Annotated in this window: 15 protein-coding genes and 2 tRNA genes; 10 read left to right on the top strand and 7 right to left on the bottom strand. The window is 72.5% G+C overall.

Going from position 1 to position 15,451, the window contains the following annotated elements; genetic code table 11:
* The first annotated feature begins 63 nt into the window (after positions 1 to 63).
* Positions 64 to 720 carry a TetR/AcrR family transcriptional regulator gene (locus Q0R63_RS19225; protein WP_295700953.1) on the top strand — a complete coding sequence of 219 codons (657 nt, stop codon included), beginning with the start codon at positions 64 to 66 and terminating at the stop codon, positions 718 to 720.
* 27 nt (positions 721 to 747) lie between these two features.
* Here Q0R63_RS19225 and Q0R63_RS19220 read toward each other — a convergent pair whose 3' ends face one another.
* The gene (locus tag Q0R63_RS19220; protein ID WP_295700950.1) at positions 748 to 1,305 is read right to left on the bottom strand and encodes a hypothetical protein; all 558 of its coding nucleotides are present in this window, start codon (positions 1,303 to 1,305) and stop codon (positions 748 to 750) included.
* 81 nt (positions 1,306 to 1,386) lie between these two features.
* Complete coding sequence (gene ettA, locus Q0R63_RS19215; protein WP_295700948.1) at positions 1,387 to 3,069, bottom strand: energy-dependent translational throttle protein EttA; 1,683 nt, start codon at positions 3,067 to 3,069, stop codon at positions 1,387 to 1,389.
* A 73-nt stretch (positions 3,070 to 3,142) separates the two neighbouring features.
* On the opposite strand from ettA, the gene Q0R63_RS19210 reads away from it, so the two are divergent.
* Positions 3,143 to 3,802 (top strand): sulfotransferase family protein, encoded by a 660-nt coding sequence (locus Q0R63_RS19210; RefSeq protein ID WP_295700945.1) that lies wholly within the window; start codon positions 3,143 to 3,145, stop codon positions 3,800 to 3,802.
* Here Q0R63_RS19210 and Q0R63_RS19205 read toward each other — a convergent pair.
* From Q0R63_RS19205 to Q0R63_RS19195, 3 genes are all read right to left on the bottom strand, one after another.
* A complete protein-coding gene (locus tag Q0R63_RS19205; RefSeq protein ID WP_295700943.1) occupies positions 3,781 to 4,326 on the bottom strand; it encodes a single-stranded DNA-binding protein in 546 nt (181 codons plus the stop codon). The two genes, Q0R63_RS19210 and Q0R63_RS19205, sit on opposite strands and share 22 nt — an antisense overlap.
* A gap of 175 nt (positions 4,327 to 4,501) precedes the next feature.
* Positions 4,502 to 6,169, bottom strand: coding sequence for a GTPase (locus Q0R63_RS19200; RefSeq protein WP_295700941.1), 1,668 nt, complete (start codon positions 6,167 to 6,169; stop codon positions 4,502 to 4,504).
* Entirely contained in the window at positions 6,166 to 7,890 is a 1,725-nt protein-coding gene (locus Q0R63_RS19195) for a dynamin family protein (RefSeq protein WP_295700939.1), read from the bottom strand. The genes Q0R63_RS19200 and Q0R63_RS19195 overlap by 4 nt, the downstream gene beginning before the upstream one ends.
* 209 nt (positions 7,891 to 8,099) lie before the next feature.
* On the opposite strand from Q0R63_RS19195, the gene Q0R63_RS19190 reads away from it, so the two are divergent.
* On the top strand, positions 8,100 to 9,473 hold the full coding sequence (locus Q0R63_RS19190) for a S53 family peptidase (RefSeq protein ID WP_295700937.1): 1,374 nt from the start codon (positions 8,100 to 8,102) through the stop codon (positions 9,471 to 9,473).
* Positions 9,474 to 9,704: 231 nt separating this feature from the next.
* Positions 9,705 to 9,777: transfer RNA gene (locus tag Q0R63_RS19185), tRNA-Arg, on the top strand.
* Positions 9,778 to 9,855: 78 nt separating this feature from the next.
* Here Q0R63_RS19185 and Q0R63_RS19180 read toward each other — a convergent pair.
* Entirely contained in the window at positions 9,856 to 11,151 is a 1,296-nt protein-coding gene (locus Q0R63_RS19180) for a PrsW family intramembrane metalloprotease (RefSeq protein ID WP_295700935.1), read from the bottom strand.
* A gap of 39 nt (positions 11,152 to 11,190) precedes the next feature.
* On the opposite strand from Q0R63_RS19180, the gene orn reads away from it, so the two are divergent.
* From orn to Q0R63_RS19150, 6 genes are all read left to right on the top strand, one after another.
* Positions 11,191 to 11,838 (top strand): oligoribonuclease, encoded by a 648-nt coding sequence (gene orn, locus Q0R63_RS19175; RefSeq protein WP_295700933.1) that lies wholly within the window; start codon positions 11,191 to 11,193, stop codon positions 11,836 to 11,838.
* A gap of 188 nt (positions 11,839 to 12,026) precedes the next feature.
* A complete protein-coding gene (locus Q0R63_RS19170) occupies positions 12,027 to 12,338 on the top strand; it encodes a hypothetical protein (protein ID WP_295700931.1) in 312 nt (103 codons plus the stop codon).
* A 4-nt stretch (positions 12,339 to 12,342) separates the two neighbouring features.
* Positions 12,343 to 12,906: a ferric reductase-like transmembrane domain-containing protein gene (locus Q0R63_RS19165; protein ID WP_295700929.1), complete on the top strand. Its 564-nt coding sequence runs from the start codon at positions 12,343 to 12,345 to the stop codon at positions 12,904 to 12,906.
* Positions 12,903 to 14,039, top strand: a complete 1,137-nt coding sequence (locus Q0R63_RS19160) for an NADH-ubiquinone oxidoreductase-F iron-sulfur binding region domain-containing protein (RefSeq protein ID WP_295700927.1) — start codon at positions 12,903 to 12,905, stop codon at positions 14,037 to 14,039. The genes Q0R63_RS19165 and Q0R63_RS19160 overlap by 4 nt, the downstream gene beginning before the upstream one ends.
* Complete coding sequence (locus tag Q0R63_RS19155) at positions 14,029 to 14,280, top strand: ferredoxin (RefSeq protein ID WP_295700925.1); 252 nt, start codon at positions 14,029 to 14,031, stop codon at positions 14,278 to 14,280. Before Q0R63_RS19160 ends, Q0R63_RS19155 begins: the two co-directional genes overlap by 11 nt.
* Positions 14,277 to 15,266, top strand: a complete 990-nt coding sequence (locus Q0R63_RS19150; protein ID WP_295700923.1) for an FAD:protein FMN transferase — start codon at positions 14,277 to 14,279, stop codon at positions 15,264 to 15,266. Before Q0R63_RS19155 ends, Q0R63_RS19150 begins: the two co-directional genes overlap by 4 nt.
* A 97-nt stretch (positions 15,267 to 15,363) precedes the next feature.
* On the opposite strand, the gene Q0R63_RS19145 is transcribed toward Q0R63_RS19150, so the two are convergent.
* A tRNA-His gene (locus Q0R63_RS19145) sits at positions 15,364 to 15,439 on the bottom strand.
* Between the last annotated feature and the right edge of the window lie 12 nt (positions 15,440 to 15,451).

The following is a 15,451-nucleotide window of genomic DNA, read 5'->3' as shown; positions in this document are numbered from 1 at the left end:
CCTCAGCGGGGCTTGGTGACTAAGCGCTTGCTTAGCCGCGGGAGGGTCGGGCATGCTGTCCGCGTGACCCCGCCCCCGCCATCGAGCGCCTCGAGGGCGTCGGGCGCATCGGCCGGGACGGGCACCCAGACGGCCGAGCGGCTGCTCCTTGCCGCGGCGGGAGCGTTCGCGGACAACGGGTTCCACGCCACGACCACCCGTGACATCGCCTCGCGGGCGGGGCTCTCCCCGGCCGGGGTCTATGTCCACTTCGCCTCGAAGGAGGACCTCCTCCACGCGCTGAGCCGCGACGGCCACGGGACGGCACTGGCCCTCGTGCGGTCTGCAGCCAATGCGCCCGGCAGCCCCGGCGAGCGACTCGCCGCGGTCATGGGATCGTTCGCGATCTGGCACGCGGAGCATCACCAGGTGGCCCGGGTCGTCCAGTACGAGTTCCCCCACCTCACCCCGGAGCACCGCGACGAGGTGCTCGCCCTGCGCAAGGAGATCGACGCCATCGTCCGCGACCTCCTGCACGAGGGCGTGGAGGCGGGTGAGTTCGTCGTGGACGACGTGCACGACACCGCCCTCGCACTGATGTCGCTCTGCATCGACGTCGCCCGCTGGTACTCCCCCGCGATCAGCCGCACGCCGGGCCAGATCGGTGGGACGTATGCCGCGCTCGGCCTGCGCCTCGTCGGGCACACCGGCTCGGCCGCACCCGTCCGCGCGTCCGACTGATCACGCCAGCCGGAGCGGGACCGCACGTCAGTCCGGCTGGTCGAGACCCAGGGCGACGACTGCCACCCGCCCCTCGTGCCACCGGAGGTCCAGCCGGGTCGTCGCGTCCACCCGGCTGAAACCCTCGAGCCAGACCGAGCTGGCGTGGATACCCCAGGCGATCCGGACGAAGTCGCCTGGCACCACGCCTCGGGCGAGGACGATCGTGCCGTCGGCGAAACAGACTCGCGCGGCGGAGGTGCCGGGGGCCTCGCGGATCGCCCGCACCGGGACCCGACGATCCACCAGCCGCTGGAGCCGGGAGGCGAGCAGGATGCCGAGCTCACGCGAGTGCGACTCGAGGACCCGGTCGAAGACCGCGTCCAGGTCGTCGACGTCGGCGGACCCCGCGAGGAGGTCGTCGGCTGGGACCACGGGGAGGGTCGGCTTCTTCCCCGACCTCTTGAGCGGGGGGGCCTTCACAGCCGCTGCCGGTAGGTCGACGAGCTTGCCACCGGCCGGTCCGATCGCCCCGCCGCGACGGCGCCATCGGATGGCGCCCAGACCTCCGATGAGGAGGGCGACCACGATCAGAGCGGTTGCCACCCCGTCAGTGTGCGGCACGCGATGGCCATTTGCCACGGCCCCAACGGTCGGAGCCGGGTCAGGAGGTCAACGTCACACGTGTCAGTCGCGAGTGAGCCGCCGGTGGGTGACCCGGTGCGGACGGGTCGACTCGATGCCCAGCCGCTCGACCTTGTTCTCCTCGTAGGCCTCGTAGTTCCCCTCGAACCAGTACCACTCGGCAGGTTTCTCCTCGGTGCCCTCGTAGGCGAGGATGTGCGTCGCCACCCGGTCGAGGAACCACCGGTCGTGGCTGATGACCACGGCGCAGCCCGAGAAGTCCAGCAAGGCGTTCTCGAGCGACCCGAGCGTCTCGACGTCGAGGTCGTTCGTCGGCTCGTCGAGGAGCAGGAGGTTGCCGCCCTGCTTGAGGGTGAGCGCGAGGTTGAGCCGGTTGCGCTCCCCTCCCGACAGGACCCCGGTCGGCTTCTGCTGGTCGGGGCCCTTGAAGCCGAACTGCGAGACGTAGGCCCGGGACGGGATCTCGACGTGGCCGACCTTCATGTAGTCGAGCCCGTCGGACACGACCTCCCAGAGGTTCTTCTTGGGGTCGAGACCCTCGCGGCCCTGGTCCACGTAGGAGATCGAGACGGTCTCGCCGATCTTGACCGTGCCCGAGTCCGGCTCCTCGAGGCCCACGATGGTCTTGAACAGCGTGGTCTTGCCGACCCCGTTGGGGCCGATGACACCGACGATGCCGTTGCGGGGCAGCGAGAACGACAGGCCCTCGATGAGGACCCGGTCGCCGAAGCCCTTCTTGAGGTCCTTGACCTCGATGACGGTCGAGCCGAGGCGCGGGCCCGGTGGGATCGCGAGCTCCTCGAAGTCGAGCTTGCGGGTCCGGTCGGCCTCGGCCGCCATCTCCTCGTAGCGGGCGAGGCGCGCCTTCGACTTGACCTGGCGCCCCTTGGCGTTCGAGCGCACCCACTCCAGCTCGTCCTTCAACCGCTTCTGGAGCTTCTGGTCCTTGCGGCCCTGCACCTGCAGGCGCTCGGCCTTCTTCTCGAGGTAGGTCGAGTAGTTGCCCTCGTAGGGGTAGAGGCGACCGCGGTCGACCTCGGCGATCCACTGGGCGACGTTGTCGAGGAAGTACCGGTCGTGGGTGACGGCGAGGACGGCGCCGGCATATCCCGCGAGGTGCTGCTCGAGCCACTGGACGGACTCGGCATCGAGGTGGTTGGTGGGCTCGTCGAGCAGCAGCAGGTCGGGCTTCTGCAGCAACAGCTTGCACAGGGCGACGCGTCGCCGCTCACCCCCGGACAGGACGGTCACGTCGGCATCGCCCGGCGGGCAGCGCAGTGCGTCCATGGCCTGCTCGAGCTGGGCGTCGAGGTCCCAGGCGTCGGCGTGGTCGATGTCCTCCTGCAGCGTGCCCATCTCGGCGAGCAGCGCGTCGTAGTCGGCGTCCGCCTCCCCCATCTCGACGGCGATCTGGTTGTAGCGGTCGAGCTTGGCCTTGATCTCGCCGGCGCCCTCCTCGACGTTGCCGAGGACCGTCTTCTCCTCGTTGAGCGGAGGCTCCTGGAGCAGGATGCCCACGCTGGCGCCGGCCGCGAGCCGCGCCTCGCCGTTGGAGGGGTAGTCGAGCCCGGCCATGATCCTGAGGATCGTCGACTTGCCCGCACCGTTGGGACCGACGACACCGATCTTGGCGCCGGGGTAGAACGACATCGACACGTCGTCGAGGATGACCTTCTCGTTGTGCGCCTTGCGCGCCTTGGTCATGACGTAGATGAACTCGGGCATGGGGGAAGGATATCCGCGCCCACGGGCGCCGACCCAATCGCGCCGACGCGGCGCCTGTGACACGGTGACCCGCATGACGATGCAGATCATCGGGGCCGGCCTACCCCGCACGGGGACGGCATCGCTCCAGGTCGCGCTGGAGCTCCTGCTCGACGCTCCGTGCTACCACATGCTCGAGGTGTTCGAGCGCCCCGCCGACGTGGCCGTCTGGATCAGGGCGCTGCAGGGTGACCTGCCCGACTGGGACGACTTCCTCGGCGAGTATGCCGCGGGCGTCGACGTGCCGCTGTCCGCCCTCTGGCGCGAGCTGGCGGCCGCCTACCCCACGGCCCCCGTCCTCCTGTCCCGTCGGGAGAGTGCCGAGGTCTGGTATCGCAGCATGGACAGGACCGTCCTCGAGCAGACCCGCCGGATGCAGCGAGGCGAGGGACGGACCCCTCCTACCGCCCCACCGGAGCTGCCCCACATGTTCCAGCTGATGGGCCGAGGGGTCTTCACGGACGTCGACGACCCCGGACAGATGATGCTCGCCTACGAGCAGCGCCTCTCCGACGTCCGCCGCGAGATCCCGGCGGACCGGCTCCTCGAGTGGCAGCCCGGCGACGGTTGGGAGCCGCTCTGCCGGGCCCTCGGCAAGCCGGTGCCCGACCTGCCGTTTCCGCACGAGAACACCACCGCCGTCTTCCGGGCCCGGGCCGCCGGCCCCCCGCCTCACCCCGTCGTCACGACATAGGGGTCGGTGTCGGCATCCTCGACGGTCCGGTCGAAACCGCCCCCGACCTCGAGACCGTCCAGCTCCCGCAGGTCCTGCGGCTCGTCCCGGTCGCGCTCCTCCTCGCTCATGGCCGCCTGGATGTTGGGGTCGGCGAGCCGGTCGGTGACGTCGTACTGGGACCGCTCGGGCCGGCTGAAGAGGCTCTGCCCGCGGGTGAGGTCGTGCCCGACGCCATGGGCGTCGACCTCCACGGACGTCATGTTCTTCCCGTCGGCCGCGACATACTGGTTGACCCGGAGCCGCCCGTAGACCACGACCGGGTCGCCCTTGTGCAGGCTCGCCATGATGTTGCCGCCGAGGGCGTTGAACCCCACGACGTTGACGAAGTTGGTGCTGCCGTCGACGAACCGGCGCTGCTCGGAGTCCCACCGCCGCACCGTCGAGGCCACCCGGAAGGACGCGAACGGCTTCCCTGCCTTGGTCGAACGCCCCTGCGGGTCGCCCACCACGTTGCCCATGATCGTCACGAAGCTCTCGTTCATCGTCCCCAACTCCTCCACGTGTCGCCGGTCCCCCGGCTCCCGTCGGGTCGACGGGTCAGGGCACCAGCCTCGCCACGACGGGCCGGGAGCGATAGGCCCCGCTCGAGGCCTGTGGATCGTGGGACGACGGGGACAGGGGGTGTGGACAACCGGGCCGGTCAGCCCGGAGACCGCCTCAGGCCCGAACCGCCTGCTCCAGGCTCGTCCGGACGTCCCGGTGCCGCTCGAGCACCGCGCGGACGGGAGCGACGAGCCGCTCGTCGGCGACGACGCCGATCGCCTCGTCCAGGCGACCGGCGATGAGGTTCCGTCGACGGACCGCCCCGCGCCTCGTCGCGGCGCGCGACAACGCGGCCAGCCCGACCCCGAGCAGGAGCCCGGCAACGAGCAGGAGGAAGGGAACAGCGAACGGACCCAGGGAAGGGGTGTCGACCCGCGGCAGCTGCAACCACCCGAGGACCCCGAGGACGACGAGCCAGACCAGCCCGAGGACGGCCGCCACCCCGAGCGCCCACTGCAGCACCCCCAGGACCGGCCACCACCTCGGGCTGCGCGCGCGCAGCGAGGTGCCGACCACCGCCCGGTCGAGAGCCTGGTCGAGCCGGTCCTCCTCGGGCTCCGCCACGTCGGCGACAGCGAGCGCCCAGGGGACCGGCAGCCCGGCGGAGGCCCGGTCGGTCAGCTCGCGCGTCGCCAGGCGCACCGCCGACCGGGCCGCCGGCGACGGAGCCGGGATCGACGAGCGGCCGAGGACCGCCCGCACGTCGGAGACGTCGACCTCGGTCAGCACCGAGCTCTTGTCGAGCCGCAACCGGCCGAGGGGGTCGGGCTTGATCTTGCGTCCCCATCTCGTGAAGATCCAGCCGGTGCGCGCGAGGGACTCGCGGCGGTAGTCGTCCTCGACGGCCTGGAGGACGACGGGCACTCCGGCCGCCCGGGCGAGCGCCGCCTCGAGCCGGCCGTCTGCGGCGGGGTCGAGCAGGGGCTCGGTGTCCGCGACCCCCTCGCGCAGCTTGCGGGCCGCGGCGGTGAGGTCGGCCGACAGCCGCTGCCGGCCGGCGGCGTGGCCCGCCACCGCGTTGGCCAACCGTTGCCGGAGCACCGGCAGCCCGGCGCCGCTGCGGGCCGACGTCGCCAGCACCTGCGCGATCGGCACCCCGTCGTCCTCGAGCAGCCTGCGCAGGTCCGCGAGGCACGCGGCGACCCCGTCGTCGTCCAGGAGGTCGACCTGGTTGAGGACCGCGAGCATCACGCCCTCGTAGCCGGCCAGCTTGCGGACGTAGTGGTCGTGCAGCGTGGCGTCGGCATACTTCTGCGGGTCGGTGACCCACACGAAGACGTCGCAGAGACCGAGCACCCGCTCGGCCTCGGCCCGGTGACGGTCCACGCGGGAGTCGACGTCGGGCAGGTCGAGGAGCACCAGACCGTCGAGCGCGCCCACGACCGCCTCGTCACCTGACGCACCCGCCACCACGTGCCGCTGGCTCACCTCCAGCCAGTCGAGGAGCCCGCCCGCGGGGTCGGGCCCCCACACGGCGGCGCTGGGTGTCGCGGTCGTGGGACGGCGGGCGCCGATGGTCGCGAGGTCGGCCCCGGCGAGCGCGTTGAAGAGCGACGACTTGCCGCTGCCCGTGGCCCCCGCGAGCGCGACCACGGTGTGGTCACCCGAGAGGGCGACCCGGGCGCCGGTCTTGGCGACGATCTCGCGCGCTGCGGTCGCCGCCCGGACGTCGAGCTGGGGTCCACCGAGGTCGAGTGCGGTGGCCAGCGCGTGCGACTGCGCGACCACGGCCTCGTAGGTGGGCGCCACGATCCGTTTCGCGCCCATCCGCAACGGGCTCATCGCGCCGCTCGGACCGCGAGCGCGGCGGAGGCGAGGAGTCGACCCTGCTCGCGCCGGATCTCCACCGAGGCGACCGCGGCCTCGTAGCGCCGCTGCTCCACGGCATACAGCTCGAGGACCCGCTCGACGAGTGCCGTCCGTGCCTTGACCGCGAGGGTGCGCACCGCCTGGTCACCGAAGATCGCCTCGAGGAGCTTCTGGCCGAGCACCGCCGTGCCACCGGCGATGCCGGCCTCGGCGCCGGTGAGGCCACCCGTCGAGGCGAGGGTCACGAGGATCAGGACGGTGCCCACCGCGTTGACGCCGTACGCCGCGACGCGGGCGGTGGTGCGCCGGTCCCGACCCTCGGTGCGCACCAGGGTGAGCACGTCCTCCTGCCAGTCGCCGACGAGGGTCGCGACCTCGGCGGCGAACCCGCTGGAGGACGTGGTCAGATCGGGGTGCCGCTCGAGCAGCGACGCACCGCCCACGAGCCCGCGCCACGCGCGCGCGGTCGTCGAGACGGCGCCCTGGCCCTCCGCGCGCACGAGTTCGGCCACCCCGCTCTGGAGTGCCTCGCCGAGGTGGACCGACGGTGTCGGGTCGCCCTTGACCATCGCGACGAGCCGGTCGCGAAGGCGTGCGACCGTCGACTCGACCTGCCGGAAGAACTCCCCGGTGCCGACGAACTCCTGCCACCGAGCGAGCACCTCGCCGCGCAGCAGGGTCCCGTCGCTCATGCCCTTGGCGACGCCCTCGGCGGCCTGCGTGAACGCGTCGTCGGCCGCCCCGAGCAGGGCCGCCGTCGCGCTGAGCTGGCCGCGGGAGGCCTGGGCGAGGACCTGGGTGCGGTCGTCGAGCGAGTCGAGCGCACCACCCAGCGTCTGCCGGACCACGGACGACCGCGCGCGCTGGTCCCGGGCGAGGGCCGTCAACCACGACCGCAGCCTGACGAACTGACCCTCGGGCAGCAGGCCGTCCCGGTCGAGGGTGCACTCCGCGACCGTGAAGATCGGGGTCGTGAGCAGGCCCTCCTCGCGGAGCATCTCGGTGAGGTGGTCCCGGATCTCGTCGGTCGCCTGTGGGGGCACCCGGTCGAGGATGACGGCCACCGAGGTGCCGCGCTCGGCGGCCTGGCGCAGCAGGGCCCACGGGACGGCATCGGCATACCGAGCGGCCGTCGTGACGAAGATCCACAGGTCGGCGGCCGAGAGCAGCTGGCGGGAGAGCTCGCGGTTCTCCTCGACGACGGAGTCGATGTCGGGAGCGTCCAGCAGGGCCAGGCCGGGCCGGAGGGTCTCGGACGGGACGAGCCGCACGGAGTGCGAGGTGCCCTGGCTCGAGGCGGTGGACGCCCCGCTGATGCGCGTGAGCCCGGGCAGCACCCGGGCGCCGCTGAACCAGTGGCCGTCCTCCGGCGAGTGGACCAGCACGGGCGAGCGCGTCGTGGGTCGCAGGACCCCGGGCTGCGTGACGGTCCTGCCGACGAGCGAGTTGACGAGCGTCGACTTGCCGGCTCCCGTCGAGCCGCCGACGACCGCGAGCAGCGGGGCATCGATCGACTCGAGGCGCGGGATGACGTAGTCGTCGAGCTGCCGCAGGAGCTCGCCGCGGGTGACCCGGGCGTCGGCTGCCTCGGGCAGTGGCACCGGGAAGGCCGATGCAGAGACCTGCTCGCGCAGCACCCGGACGACCGGGAGCAGCGTGTCGCCCTCCGTCGTCGCGATCGTCGTCTCCCTCACCTGCGCATTGTCCCCACAGCTGGGGGTCGGGCTCAACACGCGCCCCGGCGCGTCGGTGGATCGGCTTGGGCGGCAAGGCTGATCCGCATTCGTCCCGGTTCGTCCCGTGCCATTCGTCATGGGGCCTCGCGGGCCTCCCGTGATCCACTGATGGACCGGGGCGGACACCACACAAAAGGTGCGGATCGCCCCTCTTCCAGGAGGTCAGATTGAAGCGAAGCACTAGGCGCGCGGCCGTTGTCGCTGCCGCCGCACTCACCGCCACCCTCGCCGCCAGCCTGTCCGGCGCGGGGTCGGTCTCCCCGTCCGCAGCGCCTGCGGTCGCGCGGTCGGGGGCCCGTCCGGCCGTGTCGGCCAACCCGCCCCACCTCGTCACGGAGCGGGCTCCGGTCAGCGCCAAGGCCGCCGGGGCGCTGTTCGGCTGCCAGGTCCCGGGCGCCTCGGTCGTCTGCTACGGACCGCAGCAGATCCGCAAGGCCTACGGCATCGACACGCTCATCAACGCGGGGTACGGCGGCCAGGGCAAGACGGTCGTCATCGTCGACGCCTACCAGAGCCCGACGATCGTCGCTGACCTCGCGGCCTTCGACCAGGTCTTCGGCCTCCCGGACCCGAACCTCCAGATCGTGGCTCCGGACGGCCTCACCCCGTTCGACCCGGCCGACGCCAACATGGCCGGCTGGGCGCAGGAGATCAGCCTCGACGTCCAGTGGGCCCACGCGACCGCCCCGGGCGCGAAGATCGTCCTCGCGCTGGCCAAGTCCAACAACGACAGCGACCTGCAGAGCGCCCTCTCCTACGTCGTCGACCACCGGCTCGGTGACGTCGTGAGCCAGAGCTTCGGCGAGGCGGAGAAGTGCTACGGCAAGAACGCTGACGGCACGACCCAGCCGGGCACCACCCTGGCCGCGCAGCACCGGATCTTCGCCCGGGCCGCGGCGCAGGGGATGACGGTCTTCGCGAGCGCCGGCGACAGCGGCTCGACCGAGCTCAGCTGCGACGGCACCCACAGCATCCTCTCCGCGTCCACCCCCGCGAGCGACCCGCTCGTCACGAGCGTCGGCGGCACGCAGCTCTTCGCCAACCCGACGACCGGGACCTACCAACGTGAGGTGGTCTGGAACGAGGAGAAGACCTTCGGCGCCCGTGCCGTCGGTGGTGGTGGCTTCAGCTCGGTGTATGCCGTGCCCGCCTTCCAGAAGTCCCTCGGCTCGCTGCCGAGCCGCGGCGTCCCCGACGTCTCCTACAACGCGGCGATCAACGGCGGCGTGCTCGTCGCCTACAGCGCGACGGCCCCGGCCGGCTCGTTCTACCTCTTCGGGGGGACGAGCTCCGGCTCGCCGCAGTGGGCGGGCATCACCGCCGACATCGCCCAGCTCAACCAGGGCTCGCTCGGCGACATCAACCCCGCGCTCTACCAGATCGCCCGGAAGACCCCCGGGGCCTTCCACGACATCACCAAGGGGCAGAACGGCTCCGGCGGGATCGGCGGCTTCACCGCCGGCACCGGGTGGGACGCCGCGTCCGGACTGGGCACGCCGCAGGTGGGCGCGCTCGCGCTCGCCCTGGCGGGAGCCCGCTGACCGGGTCCCGCTGAGCGGCCTGGCCAGCCTGCAGCCAGGGTGAGCGGCCGACCCCCCTCGGGTCGGCCGCTGCGGCCGGTCCCGTCCTTCGCGGGCGGGGCCGGCTATCGCCGTGCCCGGCACCCGGCGGACGGGAGTCGTCGTGGCCGGTTCCTCGCCCGCGCGAGTGGGTCGGGCGGGTCGGGCGGTCGGGCGGTCGCCCTAGACTTGCGCGGCGGCGCTGGCCGCCATGCCCTCGTAGCACAACGGATAGTGCAGCGGCCTTCTAATCCGCAGGTTGCAGGTTCGAGTCCTGCCGAGGGCACGAGCGGGGCGGGCGATCCACGGTCCCGGGCCTGATCGGCCAGCGCCTGCCCCTCGACCCAGCAGCGCGAGGAGGCCCTCAGGCCCGCACGCCTGGCCCGTATGCCGCGGTGCCGAGGAAGCCCGCCCGGTGGGCGACGACGGCGTCGAGGAGCTCCCGCTCGCGGGCCGCGACCTCGGGCTCGGCCACCCCGCGGGTCATCCGCGAGCGCAGCAGGGCGAGGTCGGCGGCGGCGTCCTGGAAGCTGCGCATCGAGGACAGGGCGCCGGGCCCCCCGCTCTGCTTCGCCCAGGCACGGGCCTGCCGTCGCGCCGACAACGACCCGAGCATCGCGACCTCCTGGTGGTTCAGCCACCCGGCGTCGGCGTACTGGCTGAGGTAGGTGCGGATGGTCCGCCCCTCGCGGACCCGGAGCCAGATCAACAGGCCGAGGAAGCAGAGGAAGAGGGGCACCTGGAAGGCGAAGTAGCCGAGGAAGATGTTGCCGGTCGACGCGGTGAGGTTCCAGATGAAGTGCAGGGTGATCGCGCCCATGTAGCCTGCGAGACCGGCGAGGATCTGCGTCGTGCGGGTGCGCATCAGCGACACGGCGACGCCGAGCCCGATGCCGGTCATCGCGGTGAAGAGCGGGTGGGCGAAGGGGCCCATGACGCAGCGCAGGAAGAAGAGCTGGGTGAGGCCCGCGTTGCCGTACTCGTTGTAGATGCGTCCGAGGTAGAGGATGTTCTCGCTGAAGGCGAAGCCCGCGCCGATCATCCCGGCGTAGACGATGCCGTCGATGATGCCGTCGAACTGCTTGCGACGCAGCAGCACGATGAGCAGGATGCCGAGGCCCTTGAGCCCCTCCTCGACGATGGGGGCGCTGACGACAGCGCCGAGGGTGTCGGCGTCCTGGTTGCCGGCGAGCTGCAGGGCGATGCTGAAGAACGTGTTGATGAACAGGGCACCGACGGCCGCGCACAGGGCGCCCCAGGCGAAGCCGAAGGCCAGCAGCCGCACCGGCTCGGCCTCGTAGCGGTCGACCCAGAGATAGGTCGGGACGACGACGAGCAGGGGGATCGCCGCGAACAGCGCGACCGTGACGGTCGTCCGGAGGCCCAGCCCGCTGCCGAACTCGAAGCTCAGCACGGACCACGCCAGCAGGAACCCGACGATCATGATCCCGTAGAACGTGAGCGTGCGCTGGTTGGGGCGCTGCGTGGGGTTGGGGACGGAACTGTACTGCCCACCCCCGGCGACACCGACGGCCGCAGCGCCCTCGGTGCCCGGGCCCTGCCGCGGCGCCGGGGCGACGGTCCCCGGCGGCCCGGCATACACCTGGCCCGGACGATGTGGATCGGGCGCGCCGGTGGTGTGAGGGTCCCCTGCAGACATGGGCAGAGAATAGTCCAGATGAGGCCCTAGGGTGAGTGCGTGAGTGTGCCCACCGACCGCGCCGTCAACGACCGCATCGTCTGGATCGACTGCGAGATGACGGGGTTGTCCCTCGAGCACGACGCGCTCATCGAGGTCGCCGCCCTGATCACCGACTTCGAGCTCAACCAGCTCGACGACGGCATCGACGTCGTCATCCGTCCGCCGGCGGAGGCCCTGGAGCAGATGGACGAGTTCGTCCGCACCATGCACACGACATCGGGCCTGCTCGAGGAGCTCGACGGCGGGACGACGATGGAGGACGCGCAGGCGCAGGTGCTCGCCCACATCCGGCAGTGGGTGCCGGACCCCGGCAAGGCCCCACTGGGCGGCAACACCGTCGGCACCGACCGGGGGTTCCTCGCCCGCGACATGCCGGAGCTCGAGGCCCACCTGCACTACCGGATCGTCGACGTCAGCTCGATCAAGGAGCTGTCCCGCCGGTGGTATCCCCGGGTCTACTTCGCTGCGCCGAAGAAGTCCGGTGGGCACCGTGCTCTCGCCGACATCCGGGAGTCGATCGCCGAGCTGCGCTACTACCGTGCGGCCGTGTTCGTGCCCCAGCCCGGTCTCGACTCGGCCACCGCCAAGCGGCTCGCCGCCCAGCACGTCCTGCCACCGGGCGAGCCGTCGGCGCCGACGACCTGATCGGTCCCTTCGGTCCTCGCCGGTCACGATCGGCCGGGGAGACTCTTGGAGCTTTCTGAGCGGCTCATCCACGCGTCACAAGAAGGGCACAGGGACCGCACAACGGCGGTCGGCACTGTTGTCGGTGAAGCCCCCGCCGCCGCCGCCGTTGCCGGACGGACCCTCCTCCTTCGCTCCTGGAGCCCGCCATGACCGCACGTCACACCAACCCCGCACTGCGGGCCACCCGTCGCTGGACCGCCGGCGCCCTGCTGACCGCCACCATCGCGGTCGGCGGACTGGGCCTGCACCTCGCCGACTCGTATGCCGCGACGTCCAGCACGACCGTCGCGTCCAGCGCCGCGACCACGGCGTCGACCCCGACGGCCACGAGCACGACGACCGCGACCACCCCCACCACCTCGAGCAGCTCGACCTCGACCAGCTCGGGGTTCACCAGCACCGGGTCGGTCACCACCTCGAGCGCTGCCGCCGGCGCGACGACGACGTCGGCGTCGTGACACCGTGAACGAGCTGCTCTGGTTCGTCTCGCGCGCCACGGGAGTCGCGAGCATCACCCTGTTGACCGCCGTCCTCGTGCTCGGTCTGGTCACCGCCTCCCGGCGCCCGCCGCAGGGCATCCGGTCCGCGGTCGTGATGGGCCTCCACCGCTCCCTCGCGCTGGGCTCGGTCGCCTTCCTCCTCGTCCACATCGCCACGGCCATCGGCGAGACCTACGTCTCGATCGACCTCGTGTCGGCCGTCGTGCCGTTCACCTCGGGCTACGAGCGGGCCTGGGTCGGCCTCGGGACCGTGGCGATCGACCTCGTCGTCGCCGTCGTCGCGACGTCGCTGCTGCGCCACCGCCTGCCCGAGCGCGTCTGGCGGGCGGTCCACCTCCTCGCCTTCGCCTTCTGGCCCATCGCCCTCGTCCACGGGATCGCCCTGGGCACCACCGACGAGACGCTCCTGCGGGCCATCACCATCCTCTGCGGCGTCGTCGGCGTCGCTGCCATCGGCTGGCGCCTCTTCGCCACGAGCCCCGACGCCGAGCGTCGCGAGGCCGTCCTCGTCCAGGAGTGGTCATGACCGTCACGTCCACCCGCGCCGATAGGTCGACGACCCCCAGCAGCGCCGGCCCCCTCGCCGACCTCCTCGAGAGCGCCGGCCTCACCGGTCGCGGCGGTGCCGCGTTCAGCACCGCGACCAAGCTCCGCAGCGCCCTCGCCCACGACGCCGACGTCATCGTCAACGCCTGCGACGGCGAGGTGGGCGCGGCCAAGGACGCCTGGGTCGTCGAGCACCACCTCGACGAGCTGCGTCGAGGGGCCGAGCTGCTCGGCCGCCGCGTGACGGTCGCCGCCCACCGCGGCACCCCCACCGCGCGCCGGATCACCGCCGCCGGGCTCGCGCTGCTCGAGGTCCCCCACCGCTACGTGTCCTCCGAGGAGAGCTCGCTCGTCTCGCTGGCCCACGGCGGCCTCGCCCGCCCGCTCACCAAGAGCGTCCCGATCTCGTTGGGCAGCAAGGACGCTCGCGGTCGGCGGATGCGACCCACCCTCGTCCTCAATGCCGAGACCGTGTGGCGGGTCGCCCAGATCGAGGCCCTCGGGCCGGACTGGTTCCGGTCCCAGGGCACCCTGGACGAGCCCGGGCCCCGGCTCGTCGCCGTCAGCGGCGCCGTCGCCCGACCCGGCGTCGTCCAGACCTCCGCCGGTGTGTCGTTCGGGGACCTCGTCGCGGCCGCCGGAGGCTTCTCGGGCCGGCCGACGGCCTTCGGCATCGGCGGCCTCGGCGGCGGGTGGCTGACCGCGGCCGAGGCCCGTGGGGCGACCTGGTCGGGCGGCGACCTCGCAGCATACGGGCTGCGGGTCGGGCCGGGCATCGTCTCCGTCCTCGACGACACGCGGTGCCCGCTCGCCCACGTCGCGAGGACCCTCACGTATGCCGCGGGCGAGTCCGCCGGCCAGTGCGGCCCCTGCATGTTCGGCGTCCCCGCGGTCGCCGAGGACATGGGGCGTCTCGCCGCCGGCACCGCCGACCGCGCGACCCTCCAGCGCCTGCGGGGACGGATCGGTCTGCTGCCGGGCCGGGGAGCGTGCCGCTTCCCGGACGGCGTGGCGGGGTATGCCGCGAGCGCCCTGCGCGCCTTCGCCCCCGAGGTCGCCGCCCACCTCGCCGGCCGGTGCGACGTCGAGGGGAGGGGCCGACGTGTCCGCTGACCGCAGCCCGGCCGGCTCACGGGTCGGTCGAGGCGTCCCCACGACCACCACCCGCCCGATCGTCGTCGACCGCGTCGCCTGCACCGGCCGGGGCATCTGCGCCAGCATCCTGACCGAGCAGGTGAGCCTCGACGAATGGGGCTACCCGGTCGTGCGCACGCCTCAGGTCGACCCCGAGCTGGGCGAGATCGCCGTCCGGCTGTGCCCGGCCCGCGCCCTCAGCCTGGGGGTGCCGTCGTGACGAGCGACATCGCCACGGCGTCGATCTCGGCCTTGACCTCGGCGAGGTTCCGTGCCATCGGGTGCGACCACGAGATCCTCACGACCGTCGCGGGGTCGTCCGCCGAGGCGGTGCGGATCGTGCGTGAGCTCCTGGACGAGCTCGACCTCGTGGCCAGCCGTTTTCGGGCCGACTCGCAGGTCTCCCGGATCGCCGAAGCCGCCACGCACGCTCGGGTGGTGACCACCATCGGTCCCCTCCTCACGAGCTGCCTCGTCGCGGCGCTGCACGCGGCCCGGATCACCGACGGCCTCGTCGACCCCACCGTCGGGCGGTCCGTCGCCGCCTCGGGCTACGACGCGGACCTCGACGTCGTCCGCGCCCGGGCCGGCTACGCGCCGGACGAGCCCGCCTTCGTCCCGTCCCACGGACCCGGTCACCGCGTGACGTGGCGCGACGTCCACCTCGAGGCACGTGATGAGGCCGGTGGGCGGCTCGAGGTCCCGGCGGGCACGCTCCTGGACCTGGGCGCGACGGCCAAGGCGCACGCGGCCGACCTCCTGGCCACACGACTGGCCGCAGCCCTGCCCGGCGGCTTCCTCGTCAACCTCGGCGGCGACATCGCGGTCGGGGGCGACCTCCCGGACGGGGGCTGGGAGATCGGTGTCGAGGCGGCAGAGGGCTCCACGCTGCAGGTCATCGTCAGCACGGGCCAGGCCGTCACCACCTCGTCGACCCGGGTCCGCACCTGGCGCCGCGACGGGGAGGAGCGTCACCACATCGTCGACCCCCGCACCGGCAGGACCGCTCCGGTGACCTGGGCCCAGGTGACCTGTGTCGGTGCCACCTGCCTCGAGGCCAACGCCGCGAGCACCGCCGCGATCGTCCTCGGTGCGGACGCCCCGGCGTGGCTGACGGCACACGGCATACCGGCCAGGCTCGATGGGCTGGACGGGTCGGTGGTCCTGACCTCTGGCTGGCCCGCACCGGCTCCCCACGCCGGCTGATGGCCGGGCCACCCGGCCAGGACATCGGGACGATCTGCGCCTCGAGGACGGCCGGTGGACGAGCCGTGGCCTGCAGGGATGTCCCTGCAGGCCACCGTGGGGTGAGTGACGGGACTTGAACCCGCGACCTATGCGACCACAACGCAGCGCTCTACCAGCTGAGCTACACCCACCATGTCGCCGTG

It is taken from the genome of Lapillicoccus sp., assembly GCF_025353065.1.
GTDB lineage: Bacteria > Actinomycetota > Actinomycetes > Actinomycetales > Dermatophilaceae > Lapillicoccus.
Note: the sequence above shows the minus strand (reverse complement) of the source record. Positions and strands in the feature narration are given on the sequence as shown.

Coding starts and splice junctions, on each gene's coding strand:
- Q0R63_RS19210 (WP_295700945.1), top strand. CDS start 3,143: ATGACGATGCAGATCATCGGGGCCGGCCTACCCCGCACGGGGACGGCA.
- Q0R63_RS19160 (WP_295700927.1), top strand. CDS start 12,903: ATGACCGTCACGTCCACCCGCGCCGATAGGTCGACGACCCCCAGCAGC.
- ettA (WP_295700948.1), bottom strand. CDS start 3,069: ATGCCCGAGTTCATCTACGTCATGACCAAGGCGCGCAAGGCGCACAAC.
- Q0R63_RS19200 (WP_295700941.1), bottom strand. CDS start 6,169: ATGAGCCCGTTGCGGATGGGCGCGAAACGGATCGTGGCGCCCACCTAC.
- Q0R63_RS19170 (WP_295700931.1), top strand. CDS start 12,027: ATGACCGCACGTCACACCAACCCCGCACTGCGGGCCACCCGTCGCTGG.
- Q0R63_RS19180 (WP_295700935.1), bottom strand. CDS start 11,151: ATGTCTGCAGGGGACCCTCACACCACCGGCGCGCCCGATCCACATCGT.
- Q0R63_RS19205 (WP_295700943.1), bottom strand. CDS start 4,326: ATGAACGAGAGCTTCGTGACGATCATGGGCAACGTGGTGGGCGACCCG.